Raw genomic sequence first — 22,584 nt, 5'->3', positions numbered from 1 at the left:
TCACTCCGCGGGCAGCAGGCGCTCCAGGCCTTCCAGGGTACGGGCCAGGGCGCCGCGGTTGGCCTCGACCACCGCCCGCCCGGCGGCGGCGAGCCGCTCGCGCGCCGCCGCATCGCCGAACAGCCGATCCAGCTCGCCGACCAGGGCCTCGGCATCGGCGACCTCCACCAGCGCCTCCCGCTCGCGCAGCGCCTCGGCCACATCGGAGAAGTTGGCAAGCTCGGGCCCGGTCAACACGGGCACCCCCATGGCGGCCGGTTCCAGGAGGTTGTGGCCGCCCACCGGCACCAGGCTCCCCCCGACGAAGGCCAGGTCCGCCGCCCCGTAGAGGGCCGCCAGTTCGCCCATGGTGTCGCCCAGATAGACCGCCGTCTCGCCGATGGGGAGCTCGTGCCGGGCGCGGCGCGCCGTGGCCAGCCCCCGGGCCGCGCACAGCTCGGCCACGGCGGCGAAGCGCCGGGGGTGGCGCGGCACCAGGATCAGCAGCGCCTCGGGGCGCGTCTCGCGCAGCCGTGCATGGGCCTCGAGCACCGCCTCGTCCTCGCCGGGATGGGTCGAGCCGGCCACCCATACCGGGCGCTCGCCGAGCTCGCGACGCAAGCGCTCACTCACCTCGCGGGCCGCCTCGTCAGGGGCCAGGTCGAACTTCAGCGAGCCGGTCACCCGGATCGCGTTCGGCGCCATGCCCAGCGCCCGGAACCGCTCGGCGTCCGCCGACGACTTGGCCCCCAGCCAGCTCACGTGGGAAAGGGCCTCGGCCATCAGCCGGCCCAGGCGCCGGTAGCGGCGGAAGGCCCGCGGCGAGAGCCGGCCGTTGACCACCGCCACCGGCACGCCCCGGCGGTCGCAGGCCGCCAGCAGGTTGGGCCAGAGCTCGGTCTCGAAGAAGATGGCCAGCCGCGGGCGCAGTCGGTCGACGAAGCGTCGGGCCGCGCCGGGGAAGTCCAGGGGCACGAAGTGATGACTCACTTCGCCGCCATCCCGCCGCTCGGCGGCCTTCTCCACCAGCGCCAGGCTGCGTTCGGCGCCGGTGGCGGTCATGGTGGTGATCACCAGGCGGTGTCGCGGGTAGCGCCGGCAGAGGGCCTCGATCAGCGGCCGGGCGGCCTGGACCTCCCCCACCGAGGCGCAGTGCAGCCACAGGGTGTGCGTGGCCGGGGAGGCCGTCGGGATGGCGCCGAGGCGCTCGGCCCGGGGACGGCCGGGCAGCTGTTCCCGCCAGACCCGCCGCCAGATCAGCGGCGACAATGCCAGCAGGGCGACGGAGTAGAGTCGCCGTGCCCAGGGATGTCCCGTCATCAGGTCTCGCGGTCGAGGATGGTGGCGATCATCGCCGTGGTGGAGACGCCGTCCTCGAAGCCGAGCACCGTCACCTCGCCCCCGGCGGCGCGCACCGCCTCGCCGCCGGCGATCTGCTCGGGTCGGTAGTCACCGCCCTTGACCAGCACGTCGGGCAGCACCGCCTCGATCAACCGCTGGGGGGTGTCCTCGGTGAAGGGCACCACCCAGTCGACGGCGCCCAGGCCGGCCAGCACCTGCATGCGCCGGGCCAGGGGGTTGATCGGCCGCGAGGGGCCCTTGAGCCGCGCGATGGAGGCATCGTCGTTGACCGCCACGATCAGCCGGTCGCCGAGCTGGCGGGCGTGCTCGAGATAGGCCACGTGGCCGGCGTGGAGGATGTCGAAGCAGCCGTTGGTCATCACCACCCGCTCGCCGCGGGCCTGGGCGGCGCGAACCGCCTCGCACAGCGGCGCCTCGCCGATGACGCCGAACTCGGCCAGCTTGTCGCCGTGCAGGGCGGTGTAGAGCTCGGCGATGGACAGCGTGGCGGTCCCGGGCTTGGCGACCACCAGGCCGGCGGCCAGGTTGGCCAGGGTCATGGCCTCGGGGAAGCCGTGGCCGGCGGCGAGCGCCAGGCCCAGCACGCCGATCACCGTGTCGCCGGCACCGGTCACGTCGAAGACCTCCCGGGCCCGGGTCGGCAGGTGCAACGGCTCGTGGTCGGCGCGGATCAGGGTCATGCCCTTCTCGCTGCGGGTGATCAGCAGCGCCTCCAGCTCCAGCTCGGCGCGCAGGGCCTGGCCCTTGGCGGCCAGGGTGGCATCGTCGGGGCAGGCGCCCATCACCGCCTCGAACTCGGCCAGGTTGGGGGTGATCACGCTGGCCCCGCGGTACTTGCGGAAGTCGCCGCCCTTGGGGTCCACCAGTACCCGCTTGCCGGCACCGCGCACCGTGGCGATCAGCCCCTCGACATCGGCCAGGGTGCCCTTGCCGTAGTCGGAGAGGATCACCAGGTCGGCACGGGGCAGGGCCTCCTCGACCCGCAGGGCCAGGCCGCTGGTATCGACCTCGCCGAGGCCCTGCTCGAAGTCGAGGCGGATCAGCTGCTGGTTGCGGCTCATGACCCGCAGCTTGGTGATGGTCGGCACCTCGCGGCTGCGCGCGAAGTGAGTGCTCACCCCGGCATCCTGCAGGCGGCTCTCCAGCCGGTCGGCATTCTCGTCGTAGCCCACCAGGCCGGCGAGCCCCGCCTGGGCGCCCAGGGAGGCGATGTTGAGGGCCACGTTGGCCGCGCCGCCCGGGCGGTCCTCGGCCTCGTCGACCCGCACGACCGGCACCGGGGCCTCGGGGGAGATGCGGGAGGTGCCGCCATGCCAGTAGCGGTCGAGCATGACGTCGCCCACTACCAGCAGGCGCGAGCGCTCCAGGGCGGTCAGATCAAGCTTCATCGGAAGGCTCCGTTTCCTTGCGGGTCGAGGAGGCAGCGAGCAGCGCCTCGAGGTTGCGGATGACGTCGTCGGCCCGGATCAGCGACATGGCATCGGGATGGCGCACCCGCTGGCCCCAGGGCAGCGTCTCGGGGTCCTCGTGCAGGTAGGTCGTCACCGCGTCGGGATAGCGGTTGACCACGAAATCGCGCCAGCGATAGGGGCCGGCGCGATCGGGGTTGGTGGTGGCGAAGAGGCCGACCACCGGGGTGTCGAGGGCGTTGGCCATGTGGACCGGGCCCGAGTCCGGGGCCACCACCGCCCGGGCCCGGGCGATCAGCGCCAGCAGGCCCTTCAGCGAGGACGCGCCGATGGCGTCGATCACCGCACCGGGCTGGCTGAGGGACTGGATGCGGCTGCCCATCTCGCGTTCCTGGGTACTGCCGCCACCGGTGAGCACGGTCGTCAGTCCATGCTGCACCCAGGCATGCTCGACCACCGCCGCATAGCCCTCGGCGGACCAGTTGCGGAAGTTGCGCAGGCGCGGGTTGGCGCAGGGGCTCATCAGCATGTAGGGGATGTGCCCGGTCAACCCGGCGGCTTCCTCGAAGGCGGCCTCGGGGATCGCCAGGTCCCATTGCGCCGACAGGTCCTTCACGCCGAGCAGCCGGGCGAAGTCGAGGAAGGAGTCCACCACGTGGGCGCGGGGATGCGGTGCCAGCTGGCGATGGGTGAACCAGTGCTGGGCATCCTTGGCCCGGGCCTTGTCGTAGCCGACGCGCACGTCCGCCTTGAGGCCCAGCGAGAGGACGCTGGCGCGCAGCGCCTGCTGCATGTGCAGCAGGACGTCGAAGCGGGTGTCCGCGAGCTCGCGCCACAGCGCGCGCATGCCGGCGATCCCCGAGGCCTTGTCGTAGACCACGAACTCGACCCCGGAAAGGCCGGCCAGTAGACTGTGCTCGCCCTTGCCGATGATCCAGGTGATGCGCGCCTCCGGCCACTGGCGCTGCAGGGCACGCACCGTCGGCACCAGGTTGCAGACATCGCCCAGGGCGGAGAGACGCAGCACGCCGATGTGCTCGGGTCGGACGGGCAGAGGATGCTTCATGCGATTGGCAACGTATCGAACGGGAAAGGTTTTCATTCTATATGATGCGGACAGTTTATGTGACGCCGACGAGGCGCCACAAATCGGTCCACACAGCCTCGATCCCGCCCACTGGCGCCGCACGGGCCGGGTGGTGGGCGAGGCACCCGGGCGCGGCGCCAGCCTGTTCCTCGAGGCCGGCGCGGAGCAGTGGGTCCTGCGTCCCTACCGTCGCGGCGGACTGGTCGCCCGGGTGAGCGATGCCCGCTACCTGTGGACCGGGCGGGAGCGGACCCGCGCCTTCCGCGAGATGCGCCTGACCGCCGAGCTCTTCGCCCTCGGCCTGCCCGTGCCCCGGCCGGTGGCCGCCGGCGTCACCCGCCACGGCCTCACCTACGAGGCCGCCCTGCTGACCGTCCGCGTGCCCGGCGCGCGGGCCCTGGCCGAGCGCCTGGCCAGCGGCGCGGCCGATGCGGGCCTGCTGCGGGAGGTGGGCCGCACGGTGCGCCGCTTCCACGATGCCGGCCTCGACCATGTCGACCTCAACGCCCGCAACCTGCTGGTGGCCCCCGACGACGGTGTCTGGCTGATCGACCTGGACCGCTGCCGGCGGCGGCCACCCGGCGCCTGGCGGGAGGCCAACCTCGACCGGCTGGCTCGCTCGCTGGTCAAGTTCGACGCCGGGGAGGCCATGGCCGACATCCGCCAGGGCTACACGGCGCCCGCGCCCGCCTGAGACGCCACGGGAAGGCCAGGAGTTGCCGGGACAGCGACGGCAGATTCGATTCTGGCCAAGCTCGAGCGCTTAGGCAGCGGACTCGCCGGCGTATTCTCCCACCAGCGCACGAACATGGGCCTCGAGGGTGAAGGCCTCGAGCACCCGCGCCCGGCCGGCCTGGCCCAGCCGATGCTGCAGTGCAGCATCGGCACTCAGCTCGCCCAGGGCCGCGGCCCAGGCGTCGGGGTCCTCGGGGGCGGCCAGGCGTCCGGTGGTGGCATCGACCAGCTCGGGTATCGCCCCGCTGTCGGCCCCCACCACCGGCCTGGCGGCGGCCATGGCCTCGATCACGGTGAGGCCGAAGGCCTCGTTGCGCGACGGCACGCAGACGATATCCAGGGCCGCGAGACAGCGCGGCAGGTCGCCTCGAAAGCCGGCGAAGCTGATCCGCGCGGTGAGCCCCAGGGCCGCCACCCGCTCGCGCAGCTCCGCCACGAAGGCCTCGTTGCTGCCCTCGCCGGCGGCAAGCCCCCCGATCAGCACCCCGTGCCAGGCCAGCTCGGGCCGTGCCTCAACCAGCCGCGCCAGCGCCTCGACCCAGACCGCCTGCCCCTTGCCCGGGGTGATCCGCCCCGGCAGGCCGATGGCCACCGCGCCCTCCGGCACGCCCAGTTCGGCGCGCAGTGCCCGGCGCTCGTCCGCGGCGAGGCCGGCGACATGGGCCGACGGATCGATGCCGAGGTAGAGCCGGCGGATGCGCTCGGGGGGCAACGGCAAGGCCCGGAGATTGCGGGCCCGCGTGGTCTCGCTGATCGAGAATAACCGCGTCAACCGTCCGTAGGCCCAGCGGTGGTAGGGGTCCCGCTTGGGCCGGGTGACGCCCATGTGGTCGGTGAAGAACAGCCGCAGCCCCGGGCGCAGCGTGGTCAGCAGCGCCCCCAGGCGCAGATCGCTGGACTTGTGGCAGTGCACGACGTCGATCTCGTGGGCCTTCAGGTAGGCCAATATCCGCCCGACCCGCCACAGCGCCTTGCCGCGGGACGGCACCGTCAACGGCGTGACGCCCGCTGCCTCGAGGCTGGCCGCCACCCGGGAGCCTTCCAGCGCCAGGCCGTGGGCCTCCCACCCCTGGCGGGCCAGCTCGGGTATAATCCGGGCAGGATACATTTCCAGTCCGCCCCAGCCGTTCGAGAGGCAGAGCTGCATGACCTTGGGTCTCAAGGCATCCTCCATTCGGTGTCGGGGCTCGGGAGCCCAGATGACGAGTTTCTCCGCTCAACGGCCGCCGCGCCTGCTGGTGGTGCGCAACGACAAGCTCGGCGACTTCATGCTGGCCTGGCCGGCGCTGGCCGGCCTCAAGGCCGCCGCGCCGCGGCCCCATGTCAGTGTGCTGGTCCCGGACTATACCGCCCCCCTGGCCCGCGCCTGCCCCTGGGTCGACGAGGTGATCCTCGACCCGGGCGACGGCGCCGGCCGCGAGGCCCGACGCGCGCTGCTGGCCCGCCTGAAGGCAAGGTCCTTCGATGCCTTGCTGACGCTGTTCTCCACGCCGCGCATCGGCTGGCTGGGCTGGCGAGCCGGCATCCCGCTGCGCCTCGCGCCGGCCACCAAGTGGGCGCAGCTATTCTACAACCACCGCATCCCCCAGCGCAGGTCGCGCTCGGAGAAACCCGAGTACGTCTACAACCTGGAGCTCGCCGAGGCGCTGATGGACGCCCTGGCCCTGTCGCATCCGCCCCGGCCGGCACCGCCCTACTGGCCGCTGTCCGCGGCGGAACGGGCGGCGCAGCGGGATGCCATCGCCGCGAGCCTGGGCCTCGAGACCGAGCGTCCCTGGCTGTTCCTGCATGCCGGCAGCGGTGGCTCGGCGGTCAACCTGACGGCCGAGGCCTATGCGACGCTGGCGCGGGACGTGGATGCCCGCCTGCGCGCCACGGGTGTGGCGCCGGCCTGGGTGCTGACCGCCGGCCCCGGCGAGGAAACCCACGCCGAGACCCTCGCCGCCAGCCTGCGAGAGGCCGGCCTGGCCGCCCACCGCCTGCCGCCGAGTCCGGGGCTCGAGGCCTTCGCTCGCCGTCTCGCGGCGGCGGACCTGTTCATTGCGGGCTCCACCGGGCCGCTGCACATCGCCGCCTGCCTGAACCGCCCCACCGCCGGATTCTACCCCTCGCGGCGCTCGGCGACGCCGCTGCGCTGGCAGACCTGCAACAGCGAGGACCGGCGCCTGGCCTTTTGTCCCCCCGACGACGCCCACGAGGCGGACATGACGGCCATCGACCTGGACGACGCCGCGACGCGCATCGCCCGACAGCTGCAACCTTCCCCCATCAGCGAGCCTCACCCATGACGTCCATCACCGGCATCATCATCACGCTCAACGAGGCCGACAACGTCACCGACTGCGTCGCCTCCCTGCAACGGACCTGCGACGAGGTGATCGTCGTCGATTCCGGCAGCCGGGACGATACCGTGGCGCTCGCCGAGGCCGCCGGCGCCAGGGTCATCCATCAGCCCTACCTGGGCGACGGCCCCCAGAAGGCCTTCGCCGTGCCCCAGGCACAACACGACTGGATTCTGGCGATGGACGCCGACGAGCGCCTGGACGACGACGCGGTCGAGGCGATCCGCGGCCTGCCCCTGGACGACCCGCGCACGGCCTATCGCTTCCGGCGCCGCAACTTCGCCGGCCGCCACTGGATCCGCGCCGCGGGCTTCTATCCGGATCCGGTGACCCGGCTCTACAACCGCACCAGCGCCGGCTACCTGCCGAAGAAGGCGCATTCCTCGGTCCAGGCCCCCAGGGTGGTGGACCTGGATGCCCATATCCGCCACTTCACCTACCGCGACCTGTCCCACTGGATCACCCGCATCGATGCACTCTCCAGCCGCGATGCCTGGGCCATGAAGGAGCGCGGCAAGCCCCCCTCGCGGTATCGCCCCATCCTGCACGCGGCCAGCGCCGGCTTCCGCAAGCTGATCCTCAAGGGCGGCCTGCTCCAGGGCCCAGACGGCTTCACCGTGGCCATGACCACGGCGTTTCACGCCTACATGAAGTATGCCAAGCTGAACGAACTGTACGAGAACGAGAGCGCGACCTCCGACGCCGACGATGCTTGATCGCTTCCTCTCCCCCCGGCTCCAACGGCCGCGCTGGTGGGCCCTGCTGACCCTGGGCCTGGCCCTGGGCTTTACCGCCGTCACCGTGACTCGCCTGCCGACCCTGGCGATGTGGCCGATCGCCGCCGCCTGGCTGTGGCTGGGCCGCACCCTGCGCTGGGGCGCCTCGCCGCCGGACGCGTCGGCGCCTCGCCGCTGGCCCTGGTCGCTGGTGCCGCTGATCCTGTGGGGCCTCTACGTCTATCTGGCCGACAGCTTCGGCATCGTCGACCTGGGCGCGGTCTTCTTCCATCTCCAGGCGGGCATCGGCGAGCACGGCGGCGGCGAGCGACTGGTCGTCGCCGCGCTCTTCACCCTGGCCATGCTGCTGGTGCTGGCGGCCTTCACCTGGCTGGTGCGCGTCGACCCGCGCTGGCGACGCCGGGAACGCCTGCTGGCCGTGGTCCTGCTGGTCGGCAACCCGCTGCTGATCGATCTCGGTCAGCGTGGCGCGGCCATCGTCACCGAGGACGGCGCCTGGCTGGATCGCCGCTACGTGCCGCCGGTGATCCGCGCGGCACCGGCCGAGCCGCCCAACCTGCTGATCTTCTATCTGGAAAGCCTGGAGCGTACCTACGCCGACCGCGAACGCTTCGGCGACGCCTATGCGCCGCTCGCCGAGCTGGGCCGGCGCGGCGTGGTCTTCGAGGGCGTGCGCCAGCTCGACAACACCGGCTGGACCATGGCCGGCATGATCGCCAGCCAGTGCGGCACGCCGCTGATGCCCGCCGGGCTGCTCCACGACAGCCAGTTCGAGCCCCTCGAGCGAGTCGTCCCGGGGGTCAACTGCCTGGGCGACCTGCTGGATGCCCAGGGCTATGCCCTGAGCTATCTCGGCGGCGCCAGCACCCGCTTCGCCGGCAAGGGGCGCTTCTATACCGACCATGGCTTCGATCGGGTGAGGGGGCGCGAGACCCTGGCGCCGCGCCTCGACGATCCGGACTACCTGAACAGCTGGGGCCTCTATGATGACAGCCTCTACGGCTTCGTGGAGGAAGAGGTGCGCCGCCTCGAGGCCGAGGGGGGGCCCTGGGGGCTAGTCAGCCTGAGTCTCGGCACCCATCCGCCCAACGGCTTCCCGGCACGCGACTGCCGCAAGCGGCAGGGGACGTTCGACGGCGTGGATATCCTCTACTCGGTGGAATGCTCGGCCTGGCTGGTGAGCCGCCTGGTGCGCCGCCTGGAGGCCGAGGGACTGCTGGAGGATACCCTGGTGGTGATCGCCAGCGACCACCTGACCATGCGCGTCTCGGCGTGGGACCGGCTGATCGCCGGGCCCCGCGCCAATACCTTCATGCTGATCGGCAATGATCTCCCGCCCCGCCGCATCCGGGTCGAGGCCTCGACCATGGACGTGCTGCCCACGGTGCTGGAAGCCATGGGGTTCTCCCTCGACCGCCACCGGGCCGGCCTCGGCGTCTCGCTGCTCGCCCGCGACCCGACCCTCGTCGAGGAGCACGGCCTGGAGACCCTCAACGCCCGGCTCAAGGAGGAGACGGCCCTGCAGGCGCGCCTGTGGCAGGGCCTGGACATCCGTCCGCCCTTTCCCCCGTCGGAGTTCCCGCCGCCTAGGTCGACAGCAGCGCCCGGAGCACCCGGGACGGCGTCAGCAGATTGAGGCAGTTGGTATGGCCCAGCGGACAGGTCCGCTGGAAGCAGGGGGAACAGTCCAGCGCCAGGTAGTGGATCACGGCTTCCTCGGTGAGCGGCGGCGTGTACGCCGGGGAGGAGGAACCGTAGAGGGCCTGGACCCGGGTGCCCGCCGCGGCGGCCACGTGCATCAGGCCGGAATCATTGGTCACCGCCTGGCGGCAGTCGGCGAGCAGGTCCACGGCATCCGCCAGACGGGTCTTGCCGCACAGGTTGTGGACGTGCGCGAGGCCGGTGGCGATGGTGTCCCCGGCCTCCGCCTCCTTGGGGCCGCCCAGCACACGCACCTCATGCCCCTCGGCCACCAGCGCCTCGGCCAGTTCCCGGAAGTAGGCCAGCGGCCATTGCTTGGCCGGGCCGTACTCGGCACCGGGCATCATGGCGATGGCCGGTCGCGTCCCCAGCCCGTGCTCGGCCTGCAGGGCCGCCAGGTTGGCGTCGTCGCGGCGCAGCACCGGCCGCGGCACGGCGAAGTCGCCCCGCGCGGCCTCCTCCGCCGGCAGGCCCAAGGCCACGAAGCGCTTGACGGTCTGGTCGAGTACCGTCTTGTCGAGCTCGCGACGATCGTTGAGCAGGCCATAACGCTGCTCGCCGAGGAAGCCGGTACGGCGGGGAATGCGCGCCAGGAAGGGTACCAGCGCCGACTTCCAGGAGCGCGGCAGGACGATGGCGCGATCGAAGCGCCCGCGCAGCCCGGCCGCCAGCCGACGCCGCCCCGACCAGCCGACCTCGCCGTGACCCACCTCCAGGGCGGCGACCTCGTCGACCTCCGCCATCCGCTCGAGAATCGGCCGCGACCAGGCCGGCGCCACCACGCCGATCCGCGCCCCGGGACTGCGTCCGCGGAGGGTCTTGAACAGGCTCTGGGCCATGACCATGTCGCCGACCCAGGACGGACCGACGACCAGGATACGCTCGCCAGGCTCAGGCATTCAGCCACTCCAGGTAGGCTCGCACGCCCTCGGCGACGGTGCGGAACTCGCGATCATAGCCGGCCTCGCGCAGCCGAGCGATGTCGGCCCTGGTGTAGCTCTGGTAGCGGCCCTTGAGCTCCTCGGGAAAGTCGATGTACTCGATCCTGCCCTGGCCGTAGTAGTCGATCACCGCCTCGCCGATGGCCTTGAAGGGCTCGGCGCGGCCGGTGCCCAGGTTGAAGATGCCGGAGGCCTCGGGGTGGTCGAGGAACCACAGGTTGACGTCGACCACGTCGCCCACGTAGATGAAGTCGCGGCTCTGCATGCCGGCCTCATAGCCGTCCCAGGCACCGAACAGCTTGAGGTCCTGGCCGGCGCTGACCTGGGTGTGGTGGTGGTAGGCGACACTGGCCATCTTGCCCTTGTGCTGCTCGCGGGGGCCGTAGACGTTGAAGTAGCGGAAGCCCACCACCTGGCTCTCGAACTCGTCGTGGCGGGCGCGCACGTACTGGTCGAACAGCAGCTTGGAGTAGCCGTAGACGTTGAGCGGCTTCTCGTGCTCGGGCTCCTCGCGGAACACCTCGCTGCCGCCGTAGGTGGCCGCCGAGGAGGCATAGAGGAAGGGAATGCCCTTGAGCTGGCAGAAGTGCAGCAACTCCTTGGAGTACTCGAAGTTGTTCTCGAGCATGAAGCGGCCGTCCCACTCCGTGGTGTCGGAGCAGGCCCCCTGGTGGAAGATCGCCTCGATGGGCGGCAGGTGCGCGTTCTCGCCGTTGAGGGCGGCCCGCATCCGGGCCAGGAAGTCGTCCTTGTCCAGGTAGTCGCCGAGGGTACAGTCGGCGAGGTTGATGAACTTGGTGCCGTCGCGGAGGTCATCGACCACCAGCACGTCGTCGCGGCCGCGGGCATTGAGTGCCTTGACCAGATTCGAGCCGATGAAGCCGGCTCCGCCTGTCACTACGATCATGGGGATTCCTCTCTATGCGGTTGAGACCATTGCGGTTGGCCGATGAAGCGGGGCGCCGGGGACGGGGCGAAGAGAGGGTCCTACGCCAGGGATGGCGTCGGTAGCGCCCAGGGAGGGGTTCACAGCGCCCTCTCGCAGCCCCGTCGACGGATCAGCCCCGAGCACTCGCTCGACGGCGATGGCCCCATGTATTCCAGGCTGCGCCTATAACCGATCTGCCCGTGATTGTATACTTGACGGCTCGTGAATTCATGGCCAACGGTGCTTCCGCAATGACACAGTCGACGCCAGACGTGACAACCTTCCAGGGCCTGATCCTGGCCCTGCAGCAGTACTGGGCCGAACAGGGCTGCGTGGTCCTCCAGCCCCTGGACATGGAGGTCGGCGCCGGGACCTTCCACCCGGCCACCTTCCTGCGCTCCATCGGTCCCGAGACCTGGAATGCCGCCTACGTGCAGCCTTCCCGTCGCCCCACCGACGGCCGCTATGGCGAGAACCCCAACCGCCTGCAGCACTACTACCAGTTCCAGGTGGTGATGAAGCCGTCCCCGGCGGACCTGCAGGACCTCTATCTCGGCTCCCTGAAGCGTCTCGGCCTCGACCCCCTGGTGCATGATATCCGTTTCGTCGAGGACAACTGGGAATCGCCCACCCTCGGCGCCTGGGGCCTGGGCTGGGAAGTCTGGCTCAACGGCATGGAGGTGACCCAGTTCACCTACTTCCAGCAGGCCGGCGGCCTGGAGTGCTATCCGGTCACCGGCGAGCTGACCTACGGCATCGAGCGTATCGCCATGTACGTCCAGGACGTCGACAGCGTCTACGACCTGGTCTGGACCGTCGCCCCGGACGGCACCCGAGTCACCTACGGCGACGTCTTCCTGCAGAACGAGCGCGAGCAGTCGACCTACAACTTCGAGCACGCCGACGTACCGGCCCTGTTCGGCGCCTTCGACCACCAGGAAGGCGAATGCGCCAAACTGATCGAGGCCGGCCTGCCGCTGCCCGCCTACGAGCAGGTGCTGAAGGCCTCGCACACCTTCAACCTGCTCGATGCGCGCCACGCTATCTCGGTGACCGAGCGCCAGCGCTACATCCTGCGCGTGCGTACCATGGCCCGTGACGTGGCCCACGCCTACTACGAATCGCGCAAGGCCGCCGGCTTCCCGCTGGCCCCCGAGGCCCTGCGCCGCGAACTGCTTGCCGAACAGGGAGACGCTTGAGATGGCAGCCGATACCTTTCTGGTCGAACTGGGCGTCGAGGAACTGCCGCCGGGAGCGATCGACGACCTCTCCGATGCCTTCGCCGAGGGCCTGAACCGCGGTCTGGCCGAGGCCGATATCGCCCACGGCGAGGTGACCGCCTACGCCACCCCGCGCCGCCTCGCCGTGCAGGTCAAGGCGCTGGCCGACAAACAGCCGGACCGCGAGGTCGAGCGCCGCGGCCCTGCCCTGGCCGCCGCCTTCAAGGAGGGCCAGCCGACCAAGGCCGCCGAGGGATTCGCCCGTTCCTGTGGCGTGTCGGTGGACGAGCTGATCCACCTGGAGACCGCCAAGGGCACCTGGCTCGGCTACCGCGAACAGCAGCCGGGCGAGGCCACCACCGCGCTGCTGCCGGGGATCGTCGAGAAGGCCATCGCCGCCCTGCCGGTGCCCAAGAACATGCGCTGGGGGGCCTCACGGGTGGAATTCTCCCGTCCCGCCCACTGGCTGGTGATGCTCTACGGCGACCGGGTCGTCGCCGCCAGCGCCCTGGGCCTCGAGGCCGGGCGCACCACCCGCGGTCATCGTTTCCACGCCCCGGCCCCCATCGAGCTTTCCCATGCCGACGACTACCTGGCCACCCTGGAGCAGGCCTGGGTGCTCGCCGATCGCGAGACACGCCGCGAGCGCATCCGCGAACAGGTGCTGGCCGAGGCCGAGGTACAGGAGGCCCAGGCGGTGATCGACGAGGACCTGCTGGTCGAGGTGAGCGGCCTGGTGGAATGGCCGGTGGCACTGACCGGTAGCTTCGACGAGCGCTTCCTCGAGGTCCCCGCCGAGTGCCTGATCTCCTCGATGAAGGCCAACCAGAAATACTTCCACCTGCTGGATGCACAGGGTCGACTCAAGCCCCAGTTCATCACCATCTCCAACATCGACAGCCAGTCGCCCGAGCTGGTGATCCAGGGCAACGAGAAGGTCATCCGCCCGCGGCTGGCCGATGCCGCCTTCTTCTACGACACCGATCGGCAGCGTCCGCTGGCCGACCGGATTGGCGAGCTCTCCAGCGTGGTCTTCCAGCAGAAGCTCGGCACCCTGGCCGACAAGGCCCATCGCAGCGCCGCCGTGGCCGCCTTCATCGCCGGTCGCATCGACGGCGAGGTGGCCCATGCCCGACGCGCCGCCGAGCTGGCCAAGTGCGACCTGGTGACCGAGATGGTCCTGGAGTTCCCCGAACTGCAGGGCATCATGGGCCGCTACTACGCCACCCATGACGGCGAGGACGCCGAGGTCGCCCAGGCCCTGGAGGAGCAGTACCTGCCGCGCTTCGCCAGTGACGCCATCCCCCGGACGCCCACCGGCCTGGCGCTGGCGCTGGCCGACCGCCTCGATACCCTGACCGGCATCTTCGGCATCGGCCAGCGCCCCAGCGGCACCAAGGATCCGTTCGCCCTGCGCCGTTCCGCCATCGGCGTGCTCAACATCCTGATCAAGGGCGAGCTGGATCTGGACCTGCGCGAGCTGCTCGAACTGGCCGCCGCCCAGCACCAGGAGCTGCCCTACGCCGAGGGCCTGGTCGACGAGGTGCTGACCTACATGCTCGACCGCTTCCGGGCCTGGGGCCGGGACGAGGGCATCGAGGCCGAGGTCTACCTGGCCGTGCGCGCCCGGCCCGTCACCAAGCCGTTGGACTTCGCCCGTCGGCTCCATGCCGTGCATGCCTTCGCCCGCCGCGAGGAGGCCGCCGCCCTGGCCGCCGCCAACAAGCGCGTCTCCAACATCCTCTCCAAGCAGGGGGATGGCGTCAGTGCCCGGGTGGACCCCGCCCTGCTTCAGGAGGCGGCCGAGAAGGCCCTGGCCGAGGCGCTGGCGCGTTGCCAGGAAAGGGTCGCCCCGTTGTTCGCCGAGGCGCGCTACAGCGACGCCCTGGACGTACTGGCGACCCTGCGCCGGCCGGTGGACACCTTCTTCGAGCAGGTGATGGTCATGGCCGACGACGAGGCGGTGAAATCCAATCGCCTCGCCCTGCTGGCGAGCCTGCAGGCGCTGTTCCTCGAGGTTGCGGACATCGCCCTGCTCCAGCAGTGACGGCGCGCCTGCATGGCCGGGCCGGCGAGGCGACTCGCCGGCCTTTTTTTCATCCCTCGCCTGGGCATGTTTCACGTGAAACAGCCACGCTCCGAGCCCTTCCCCTCTGGGCCTCTCGCGCCGACCGGCATGCCCTCTTGGCAGCACATGTTCCACGTGAAACACTCGCTCGTGCCTACTTGTTCCCTGCTTCAGGTTCTCCCATGCCCACACCCGACAAGCTGGTCATCCTCGATCGCGACGGCGTCATCAACCAGGACTCCGACGATTACGTGAAATCCCTGGATGAATGGCTTCCCTACCCCTCCGCCATCGACGCCATCGCCCGCCTGTCGCGAGCCGGCTGGACGGTGGCCGTCGCTACCAACCAGTCCGGTATTGCCCGGGGCTACTACGATGAGGCCACGCTCGCGGCCATGCACGATCGACTGGAGGCCCTGGTCGAGGCAAAGGGTGGCGAGATCCGGAGGATCGTCCATTGCCCGCACGGCCCCGACGATGGCTGTGACTGCCGCAAGCCCCTGCCGGGCCTTCTGGAACAGATTCGCCAGGACCTCGGGATGGCCTCCCTGCGGGGAGCCTGGATGGTCGGTGATAGCCTGCGTGACCTCCAGGCGGGGGAAGCCGTCGGCTGTCATTCGGTACTGGTACGCACCGGCAAGGGAGAGCGGACACTGGCCAGGGGGAAGGGGCTCGAACGGGCTTGGGTCTTCGCGGACCTCGCCGCCTTTGCCGACTGGCTGCTGGCCTAGATAGCAACATGACTAATATATGAATCTCCCCGCCGGGGACCATGATCGAGCAAGGGGGGGGAGTCGCGTCCCCCACCCTCTCGCACGATCGGGCATACGGTTCCATACCACGGCGGCTCCTGCCCCCCATTATTGGGCTGAGCTTCGTTCCGCTGAATTCGCTCCCGGTGTGCTCTGAGCGCTTCGACAGTCTTTGGGCTTCCGGCCCGCCATACAGTTAGCGAGAGCCCTCCGGGGAGGCTTCTGCTCGTACACATCAGAGAGCACTCAACTATCCACTCGTGACAGGTTCCGTCCTTCAGCTCTTGGTTAGAAAGCCTACTATGGCCTCTGCTGACTCCTGTTCGCCCATCCCGACACCTCACGGTGCCGGTAGACAATGGCAGGCGAACAGGTCTCCCAGGGTAAGACGCGCGACCTTCCTCCCATCTACCCGCCGCATCTACTTCCACATCATCTGGATAGCTATTGGGGTTCGAGTTTCATGGCCTTCTCACCCAGATGTGACTGCCTCGTATGCGGTTCCTGTTCGTCGGGCCAGGAGTTTGCCTACAGCTTCCTTCAGATTCCGCCTCGCGACGGACACCCTTGCTGTTCAGCTAATGGTTCCCGCCATCAGGGTCCGTAGGGGACTCTCACCCCCAAGTCATCCAGCCAACCACCACGGCTGGCCGGATAGCGCGTGAACGGCGCTGCGCGCCATGAAAAAGGCCGGCTTGCAGCCGGCCTCTTCAAATGGCGAACGGGGGGATGTTCCACGTGAAACATCCACTCTCGGGCGTCACACGTCCAGGTTGGCCACCAGGGCATTGCGCTCGATGAAGTCCCGGCGTGGCTCGACCTCGTCACCCATCAGGGTATTGAACATCATGTCCGCCGCCACGGCATCCTCGATGGAGACCCGCAGCATGCGGCGGGTGCCGGGATCCATGGTGGTCTCCCACAGCTGGTCGGGGTTCATCTCGCCCAGCCCCTTGTAGCGCTGGATGGACAGGCCGCGCTGGGCCTCGTTCATCAGCCACTCCAGGGCATCATAGAAGCTGCCGATCGGCTTCTGGCGATCGCCCCGGGCCACGAAGGCGCCCTCCTCGACCAGGCCATCCAGGGTCTCGCCGAGCCCGGCGATGGCCCGGTAATCGGCACTGGTGAAGAAGTCGACGCCCCATACGTAGTCGGTGGTAACGCCATGGGCGGTGAGGCTCACCGCCGGCAGGTAGAAACCGCGTTCGGCGTCCTCCTCCAGGCGGAAGGTATAGCGGGGCCCGCCCTCGTAGGCGACGATGGCGTCCATCTCGGCCTGCAGGTACTCGATCCAGTTCTGCATGGTCACGCGATCGCGCAGGCTGGTCTCGCCCTCGAGGCAGGCCGCATGCACGATCTTGCGCAGCACCACGTCCGGGTAGACCCGTGACAGGCGGTCGATGCGGCGCATGACGTCACGGTACTGATCGACCAGCGACTGCAGCTGTTCCCCGCCGATCCCCGGGGCGTCGGCGTTGACGTGCAGACGTGCCCCGTCCAGCGCCGTGGTGGTCAGGTAGTCGGTCAGTGCCTGCTCGTCCTTGAGGTAGCTTTCCTGCTTGCCGCGCTTGATCTTGTAGAGCGGCGGCTGTGCGATGAAGACATGACCGCGCTCGATGAGCTGCGACATCTGACGGAAGAAGAAGGTCAGCAACAGGGTGCGGATGTGCGAACCATCCACATCGGCATCGGTCATGATGATGATCGAGTGATAGCGCAGCTTGTCGGGATTGAACTCCTCCCGGCCGATGCCGCAGCCAAGCGCCGTGATCAGGGTGCCTACCTCGGCGGAGGACAGCATCTTGTCGAAGCGTGCCTTCTCCACGTTGAGGATCTTGCCCTTGAGCGGCAGGATTGCCTGGGTACGGCGATCCCGGCCCTGCTTGGCACTCCCGCCGGCCGAGTCCCCCTCGACCAGGAAGAGTTCGGAGAGGCTGGGATCCTTTTCCTGGCAGTCGGCCAGCTTGCCAGGCAGGCCGGCGATATCCAGGGCCCCCTTGCGACGGGTCATGTCGCGGGCCTTGCGCGCCGCCTCGCGGGCCCGGGCCGCATCCAGCATCTTGTTGACGATGGCCTTGGCCTCGTTGGGCTTCTCGACCAGGTAGTCCGCAAACTGGCGACCCATTTCCTGCTCGACCGCCGTTTTGACCTCGGATGAGACGAGCTTTTCCTTGGTCTGCGAGGAGAACTTGGGATCGGGCACCTTCACCGAGATGATGGCCGTGAGCCCCTCCCGGGCATCGTCCCCGGAGGTGTTCACCTTGGTCTTCTTGAGCAACCCCTCGCTATCGATGTAATGGTTGAGCGTGCGGGTCAGGGAGGCCCGGAAACCGGCCAGGTGGGTACCGCCGTCTCGCTGGGGGATGTTGTTGGTGTAGCAGAAGATGTTCTCGGCGAAGGTGTCGTTCCACTGCATCGCCACCTCGACACCGACGCCATCCTCCCGCTCGACGATGAAGTGGAAGACCGGATTGAGCACCGTCTTGTTGGTGTTCAGGTGGTCGACGAAGGCCCTGAGCCCGCCCTCGTAGTGGAACAGCTCCTCCTTACCGCTGCGCTCGTCCATCAGCCGGATCGCCACGCCGGAGTTCAGGAAGGAGAGCTCCCGCAGCCGCTTGGCGAGCACATCATAGTGGAACTCGATGTTGTGGAAGGTGGTTGGTGACGGCTTGAAGTGCACGCGACTGCCGGTCTGCTCGGTCTTGCCGACCACGCTGAGCGGGCCCGCCGGAACGCCATGGTGGTAGATCTGCTCATGGACCTGGCCCTGACGCCAGATGGTCAGCTTGAGCTCCTCGGAAAGCGCATTGACCACCGAGACACCCACCCCATGCAGGCCCCCGGAGACCTTGTAGGAATTGTCGTCGAACTTGCCGCCGGCATGCAGCACGGTCATGATCACCTCGGCCGCCGAGACCCCCTCGCCCTCGTGGATCTCGGTGGGGATCCCGCGCCCGTTGTCACTCACCGTGACCGATTCATCGGGGTGGATCACCACCCGGATCTCGCTGCAATGGCCGGCCAGGGCTTCATCGATGGAGTTGTCCACCAGCTCGAACACCATGTGGTGCAGGCCCGTCCCATCATCGGTGTCGCCGATGTACATGCCGGGCCGCTTGCGTACCGCATCCAGGCCCTTGAGAACCTTGATGCTCGATGAGTCGTAAGCCTGTTCGCTCATTGACTACTCCGTCATGAAGTCTGTCTGTCCATTGGCAGCAGCTGCCCCTGCCCCGTCCCGGCATGTTTCACGTGAAACATCGCTACCGGGGTCTGTGCACTCCACAGGTCGGCCAGAGCATCCGGATCGACGCTGGTGATGAACGCCTGGCAGCGCATCCGCTCCAGCCATTCGCAGAAGATGCGGCGATGCGCGCTGTCCAGCTCGGCGGGGAGATCGTCGATCAGGTAAACACAGGAAAGGCCGGTGGCCTGCTCCAGCAGGCGGCCCTGTGCCAGCTTGAGGGCGCTGACCACCAGCTTCTGCTGGCCGCGAGACAGCACCTCGACCGCCGGCCGCTTGCCTAGGCGGATCCCGAGATCGGCCCGTTGCGGCCCCTGCTGGGTGAAGCCCATCTGGCGATCGGTGTTCCTGCCCTGGCGAAGGACCTCGGCCAGGGGGCGCTTGCGGTCCCAGCCTTGCGAGTAGCGCAGCTCCAGGCTCGGCAGGCTGATCAATCCCTCCAGCGTCTCCGCGAACACCGGCTGGAAGGCAGCCATCCAGTCACGGCGCAAAGCGTCCAATCGCTCGCCCCAAAGCACCAGTTCCTGCTCCCAGGCGTTCAGTGAAGCATCGCTCATTCTACCATGCCTGAGGAGGGCATTCCGATGTTTCAGCGCGCGCCGGAAGCGTCGCCAGGCATCCAGAAAACCCTGTTTCACGTGAAACACGCCCCAGTCGAGGAACTCCCGTCGCCCCGCCGGCGACCCCTCGAGCAGACGGAAGGCATCCGGGTTGATCAGCTGCAGCGGCAGCACCTCCACCAGCCGGGAGACACGCTCCAGCTTCTCGCCGCCCAGGCGCATCTCCAGCTCGCTGGCGTCGCGGCGACGTCGCACGCCGATACCCAGAGGCGGGTCGCCGGCCAGTCGCCCATGAAGGGTCACACTCTCGCCATCGTGGGCGATGGCATGGCGCAACTGGCGCGTGCGGAAGGACCGCCCCATGCCAAGCACATGGATGCCCTCCAACAGGCTGGTCTTGCCACTGCCGTTGTCACCGACGAAGAGGTTGATGCGAGGGGAAGGATGCAGCTCCAGGGCCTGCAGGTTGCGCAGGCCCTGGAAAGCGAGACGATCGAGGGGCATGGCCGGGGGGCTACTCGCCAATGGCGTGTACGGCGCGCTCAGAGGCGCATCGGCATGACGACATAGAGGGCGTCGCCGCCGCCAGGCTCTTCCATCAGGGCACTGCTGTTGGGGTCGGCGAGCGTCATCTGCACCCGGTCCTCCCCGAGCACGTTGAGCACGTCGACCAGGTAGCCGACATTGAAGCCGATCTCCATGGCCGGGCCGCTGTACTCGATGGCCACGTTTTCCTCGGCCTCTTCCTGCTCGGGATTGTTGGCCATCACGCGCAGGTTGCCTTCCTCGAGGTTGAGCCGCACGCCTCGGTACTTCTCGTTGGAGAGGATGGCCGTGCGCGACAGCACCTGGCGCAATTCGGCCCGCTCGGCGATGAACACCTTGTCGCCGCCGCGCGGCACCACCCGCTCGTAGTCGGGGAACTTGCCATCCACCAGCTTGGAGGTGAAGGTGAAATCCCCCGTATGGGCACGCACATGGGTGGCACCCAGGGTCAGGCTGACCGGCTCGTCACCGTCGTCGAGCAAGCGCACCAGCTCCATCACGCCCTTGCGTGGCACGATCAACTTCTGGGCGGGTTCGACACCGATATCCGCCGGGCGGGAACACACCGCCAGGCGATGGCCGTCGGTTGCCACCGTGCGCACCAGGTTGGGCCCGAACTCCAGCAGCATGCCGTTGAGGTAGTAACGCACGTCCTGCTGCGCCATGCCGAAGGAGGTGGCATCGATGAGGTGCTTGAGGGTGCCCCGCGGCAGGCTCAGCTCGACGCTGCTCTGGCCATCCTCGATGTTCGGGAATTCGGCCACCGGCAGGGTCGACAGGGTAAAGCGCGACCGGCCACTGCGCAGCACGGCACGCCCCTCTTCCAGGGATAGCTGGATCTCCGCCTGGTCGGGCAGCGACTTGCAGATATCCATGAGCTTGCGAGCCGGCACGGTGGCAGATCCCGCCTCCTCCACGAGACTGGCCGCGGTGCGCCCGATCAGCTCGACTTCGAGGTCGGTACCGGTCAGCGAGACCTGGTCCTGGTCGACCTGGATCAGCACGTTCGACAACACCGGCAGGGTCTGGCGGCGCTCCACGACGCCGGCTACCAGCGTCAACGGGCGCAGCAGCGCTTCTCGGGAGATGGAAAATTTCATGTCGACTCCACTTCTGGTCCTGGAGAGATTGCGGCCGGCGACCCGACCGGTCGATCAAATATTAATAAAATCAACTGGTTAACAGACGCAGCAGATTCTTGTAGTCCTCGCGGATGTCCGCGCTCTCTTCCTGAAGCGCCTGCACCTTGCGACAGGCATGCAGCACCGTGGTGTGATCGCGCCCTCCGAAGGCATCGCCGATCTCGGGCAGGCTGTGATTGGTCAATTCCTTGGCCAGCGCCATGGCGACCTGCCGGGGCCGCGCCACCGAGCGCGAGCGGCGCTTCGAGAGCAGATCGGCCAGCTTGATCTTGTAATACTCGGCCACGGTGCGCTGGATGTTGTCCACCCCCACCTGCTTGTCCTGCAGGGCCAGCAGGTCCTTGAGGGATTCACGAATGAAGTCCTGGGTGATCGGCTTGCCCATGAAGTGGGAGTCGGCGATGACCTTCTTGAGCGCGCCCTCCAGTTCCCGGACATTGGAGCGGATCTTCTGGGCGATAAAGAAGGCCGCGTCATGGGGCAGATCGACCTTGGCCTGATCGGCCTTCTTCATCAGGATCGCCACCCGGGTCTCGAGCTCCGGCGGCTCGATCGCCACCGTCAGCCCCCAGCCGAAGCGGGACTTGAGCCGCTCTTCCACACCGCTGATTTCCTTGGGATAGCGATCCGAGGTCAGAATCATCTGCTGACCGCCCTCGAGCAGGGCATTGAAGGTATGGAAGAACTCCTCCTGGGAGCGCTCCTTGCCGGCGAAGAACTGGATATCGTCGATCAACAGGGCATCGACGCTGCGATAGAAGCGCTTGAAGTCGTTGATGGCGTTGAGCTGCAGGGCCTTGACCATGTCGGCGACGAAGCGCTCGGAATGCAGGTAGACCACCCGGGCGTTCTCGCGTCGGCCCGCCAACGCATTGCCGACCGCATGCATCAGGTGGGTCTTGCCCAGGCCGACCCCGCCATAGAGGAACAGGGGGTTGTAGGCTCCTCCGGGGTTCTCCGAGACCTGGCGGGAGGCGGCGCGTGCCAGCTGGTTGGACTTGCCCTCGACGAAGGTCTCGAAGGTGAAGTTGGGGTTCAGGCCGCTGTTGTGCTTGAGGCTACCCTCTACCTGGACCTGGCGCTCTCCTCCGGCACGGCGTGCGCCCTCGCCCTCCTCCCGGAGCTGAGCGATCTCGCGCTCATCGGCCACGTCTCCGCGGGGAGGCGTCTGCACGGCCGGCGCCCGGGGCACGGCGGATACCGGGTCCCCGAGTTCGCGGGGCTGGGGCGCCGCCGCCCGGCGACTGCCCACCGTCAGGACCACCTTGGGTGGCTTGGCCGGGGACAGCTCCCGCATCAGCTCGCTGATGCGCTTGGCATACTTGTCGCTGACCCAGTCGCGCACGAAGCGATTGGGCGCCAGCAGGCGCAGCTGATTGGATTCCCCTTCCTCCGCCTGCAGCGGACGAATCCAGGTGTTGAACTGCTGGGAGTTCAGTTCGTCCTGCAGGGTATCCAGACATTGTTGCCAGAGAGCGAGCGACACGCGACCTCACCATTCGGTTGAAGAACGACCGCATATTGTATCGTCCTGCCGCCTGGTTATCCACATGGAGCACGGCCCCGAAAAGCGCTGTGGAAAACCTGCTGTTGTCTCAGGGACACCCTGGGCGCCGAACGTGGAGAACCCTGTGCCTGTGGACAGCCCACGGATCGATCCACCGTCCATCAACAGCTTGCGGGCCGGGCATCCCCCCATCATCCACAGCTCTATCTCTTCCATAGCCGATTGAATCGACTGCGCCATTCTAACTTGTCCACAGCAACTTTCCCCACTAGTAATAACAGGACACAGTAGAACTCCCCTATCAGTAATGGTAATGCCTCCGAG

17 protein-coding genes are annotated in these 22,584 nt (G+C 68.4%); 7 read left to right on the top strand and 10 right to left on the bottom strand.

Going from position 1 to position 22,584, the window contains the following annotated elements:
• Genes waaA through OCT48_RS00075 form a run of 3 tightly spaced genes read right to left on the bottom strand, consistent with a single transcriptional unit; the run spans position 1 to position 3,816 of the window.
• A complete protein-coding gene (gene waaA, locus OCT48_RS00085) occupies positions 1 to 1,299 on the bottom strand; it encodes a lipid IV(A) 3-deoxy-D-manno-octulosonic acid transferase (protein ID WP_263590784.1) in 1,299 nt (432 codons plus the stop codon).
• Entirely contained in the window at positions 1,299 to 2,729 is a 1,431-nt protein-coding gene (gene hldE, locus OCT48_RS00080) for a bifunctional D-glycero-beta-D-manno-heptose-7-phosphate kinase/D-glycero-beta-D-manno-heptose 1-phosphate adenylyltransferase HldE (RefSeq protein ID WP_263590783.1), read from the bottom strand. Before hldE ends, waaA begins: the two co-directional genes overlap by 1 nt.
• The gene (locus OCT48_RS00075; protein ID WP_263590782.1) at positions 2,719 to 3,816 is read right to left on the bottom strand and encodes a glycosyltransferase family 9 protein; all 1,098 of its coding nucleotides are present in this window, start codon (positions 3,814 to 3,816) and stop codon (positions 2,719 to 2,721) included. The genes hldE and OCT48_RS00075 overlap by 11 nt, the downstream gene beginning before the upstream one ends.
• On the opposite strand from OCT48_RS00075, the gene OCT48_RS00070 reads away from it, so the two are divergent.
• On the top strand, positions 3,815 to 4,531 hold the full coding sequence (locus tag OCT48_RS00070) for a 3-deoxy-D-manno-octulosonic acid kinase (protein ID WP_263590781.1): 717 nt from the start codon (positions 3,815 to 3,817) through the stop codon (positions 4,529 to 4,531). The two genes, OCT48_RS00075 and OCT48_RS00070, sit on opposite strands and share 2 nt — an antisense overlap.
• Positions 4,532 to 4,600: 69 nt before the next feature.
• Here OCT48_RS00070 and OCT48_RS00065 read toward each other — a convergent pair whose 3' ends face one another.
• Positions 4,601 to 5,734: a glycosyltransferase family 4 protein gene (locus OCT48_RS00065; RefSeq protein WP_263590780.1), complete on the bottom strand. Its 1,134-nt coding sequence runs from the start codon at positions 5,732 to 5,734 to the stop codon at positions 4,601 to 4,603.
• Between the two features lie 37 nt (positions 5,735 to 5,771).
• On the opposite strand from OCT48_RS00065, the gene OCT48_RS00060 reads away from it, so the two are divergent.
• The 3 genes from OCT48_RS00060 to OCT48_RS00050 are packed head-to-tail and all read left to right on the top strand — an operon-like array spanning position 5,772 to position 9,287.
• Positions 5,772 to 6,860, top strand: coding sequence for a glycosyltransferase family 9 protein (locus OCT48_RS00060; RefSeq protein ID WP_263590779.1), 1,089 nt, complete (start codon positions 5,772 to 5,774; stop codon positions 6,858 to 6,860).
• Positions 6,857 to 7,630 (top strand): glycosyltransferase family 2 protein, encoded by a 774-nt coding sequence (locus tag OCT48_RS00055; protein WP_263590778.1) that lies wholly within the window; start codon positions 6,857 to 6,859, stop codon positions 7,628 to 7,630. The genes OCT48_RS00060 and OCT48_RS00055 overlap by 4 nt, the downstream gene beginning before the upstream one ends.
• On the top strand, positions 7,623 to 9,287 hold the full coding sequence (locus OCT48_RS00050; protein WP_263590777.1) for a sulfatase-like hydrolase/transferase: 1,665 nt from the start codon (positions 7,623 to 7,625) through the stop codon (positions 9,285 to 9,287). Before OCT48_RS00055 ends, OCT48_RS00050 begins: the two co-directional genes overlap by 8 nt.
• Here the strand turns inward: OCT48_RS00050 and waaF are convergent.
• Both waaF and rfaD read right to left on the bottom strand, forming a co-directional pair.
• Positions 9,238 to 10,251 carry a lipopolysaccharide heptosyltransferase II gene (gene waaF / locus OCT48_RS00045; protein WP_263590776.1) on the bottom strand — a complete coding sequence of 338 codons (1,014 nt, stop codon included), beginning with the start codon at positions 10,249 to 10,251 and terminating at the stop codon, positions 9,238 to 9,240. The genes OCT48_RS00050 and waaF overlap by 50 nt on opposite strands.
• Positions 10,244 to 11,200 carry an ADP-glyceromanno-heptose 6-epimerase gene (rfaD, locus tag OCT48_RS00040; protein WP_263590775.1) on the bottom strand — a complete coding sequence of 319 codons (957 nt, stop codon included), beginning with the start codon at positions 11,198 to 11,200 and terminating at the stop codon, positions 10,244 to 10,246. The genes waaF and rfaD overlap by 8 nt, the downstream gene beginning before the upstream one ends.
• 272 nt (positions 11,201 to 11,472) lie before the next feature.
• Here rfaD and glyQ point away from each other — a divergent pair, with 272 nt between their 5' ends.
• The 3 genes from glyQ to gmhB all read left to right on the top strand — a co-directional run bounded on the left by glyQ (position 11,473) and on the right by gmhB (position 15,240).
• Positions 11,473 to 12,420 carry a glycine--tRNA ligase subunit alpha gene (gene glyQ, locus OCT48_RS00035; RefSeq protein WP_263590774.1) on the top strand — a complete coding sequence of 316 codons (948 nt, stop codon included), beginning with the start codon at positions 11,473 to 11,475 and terminating at the stop codon, positions 12,418 to 12,420.
• A gap of 1 nt (position 12,421) precedes the next feature.
• Positions 12,422 to 14,488 (top strand): glycine--tRNA ligase subunit beta, encoded by a 2,067-nt coding sequence (glyS, locus tag OCT48_RS00030; RefSeq protein WP_263590773.1) that lies wholly within the window; start codon positions 12,422 to 12,424, stop codon positions 14,486 to 14,488.
• Positions 14,489 to 14,691: 203 nt separating this feature from the next.
• Positions 14,692 to 15,240, top strand: a complete 549-nt coding sequence (gene gmhB, locus OCT48_RS00025; protein ID WP_263590772.1) for a D-glycero-beta-D-manno-heptose 1,7-bisphosphate 7-phosphatase — start codon at positions 14,692 to 14,694, stop codon at positions 15,238 to 15,240.
• Between the two features lie 781 nt (positions 15,241 to 16,021).
• On the opposite strand, the gene gyrB is transcribed toward gmhB, so the two are convergent.
• The 4 genes from gyrB to dnaA all read right to left on the bottom strand — a co-directional run bounded on the left by gyrB (position 16,022) and on the right by dnaA (position 22,239).
• On the bottom strand, positions 16,022 to 18,442 hold the full coding sequence (gene gyrB / locus OCT48_RS00020) for a DNA topoisomerase (ATP-hydrolyzing) subunit B (protein WP_263590771.1): 2,421 nt from the start codon (positions 18,440 to 18,442) through the stop codon (positions 16,022 to 16,024).
• An 11-nt stretch (positions 18,443 to 18,453) separates the two neighbouring features.
• Positions 18,454 to 19,569: a DNA replication/repair protein RecF gene (gene recF, locus OCT48_RS00015; RefSeq protein ID WP_263590770.1), complete on the bottom strand. Its 1,116-nt coding sequence runs from the start codon at positions 19,567 to 19,569 to the stop codon at positions 18,454 to 18,456.
• A gap of 38 nt (positions 19,570 to 19,607) precedes the next feature.
• On the bottom strand, positions 19,608 to 20,711 hold the full coding sequence (dnaN, locus tag OCT48_RS00010) for a DNA polymerase III subunit beta (RefSeq protein ID WP_263590769.1): 1,104 nt from the start codon (positions 20,709 to 20,711) through the stop codon (positions 19,608 to 19,610).
• A 70-nt stretch (positions 20,712 to 20,781) separates the two neighbouring features.
• Positions 20,782 to 22,239 (bottom strand): chromosomal replication initiator protein DnaA, encoded by a 1,458-nt coding sequence (dnaA, locus tag OCT48_RS00005; protein WP_263590768.1) that lies wholly within the window; start codon positions 22,237 to 22,239, stop codon positions 20,782 to 20,784.
• Between the last annotated feature and the right edge of the window lie 345 nt (positions 22,240 to 22,584).

Origin of the sequence: Halomonas sp. M4R1S46 (genome assembly GCF_025725685.1) — a bacterium.
Taxonomy (GTDB): Bacteria; Pseudomonadota; Gammaproteobacteria; order Pseudomonadales; family Halomonadaceae; genus Halomonas.
This window is presented reverse-complemented; position numbering and strand designations above follow the sequence as displayed.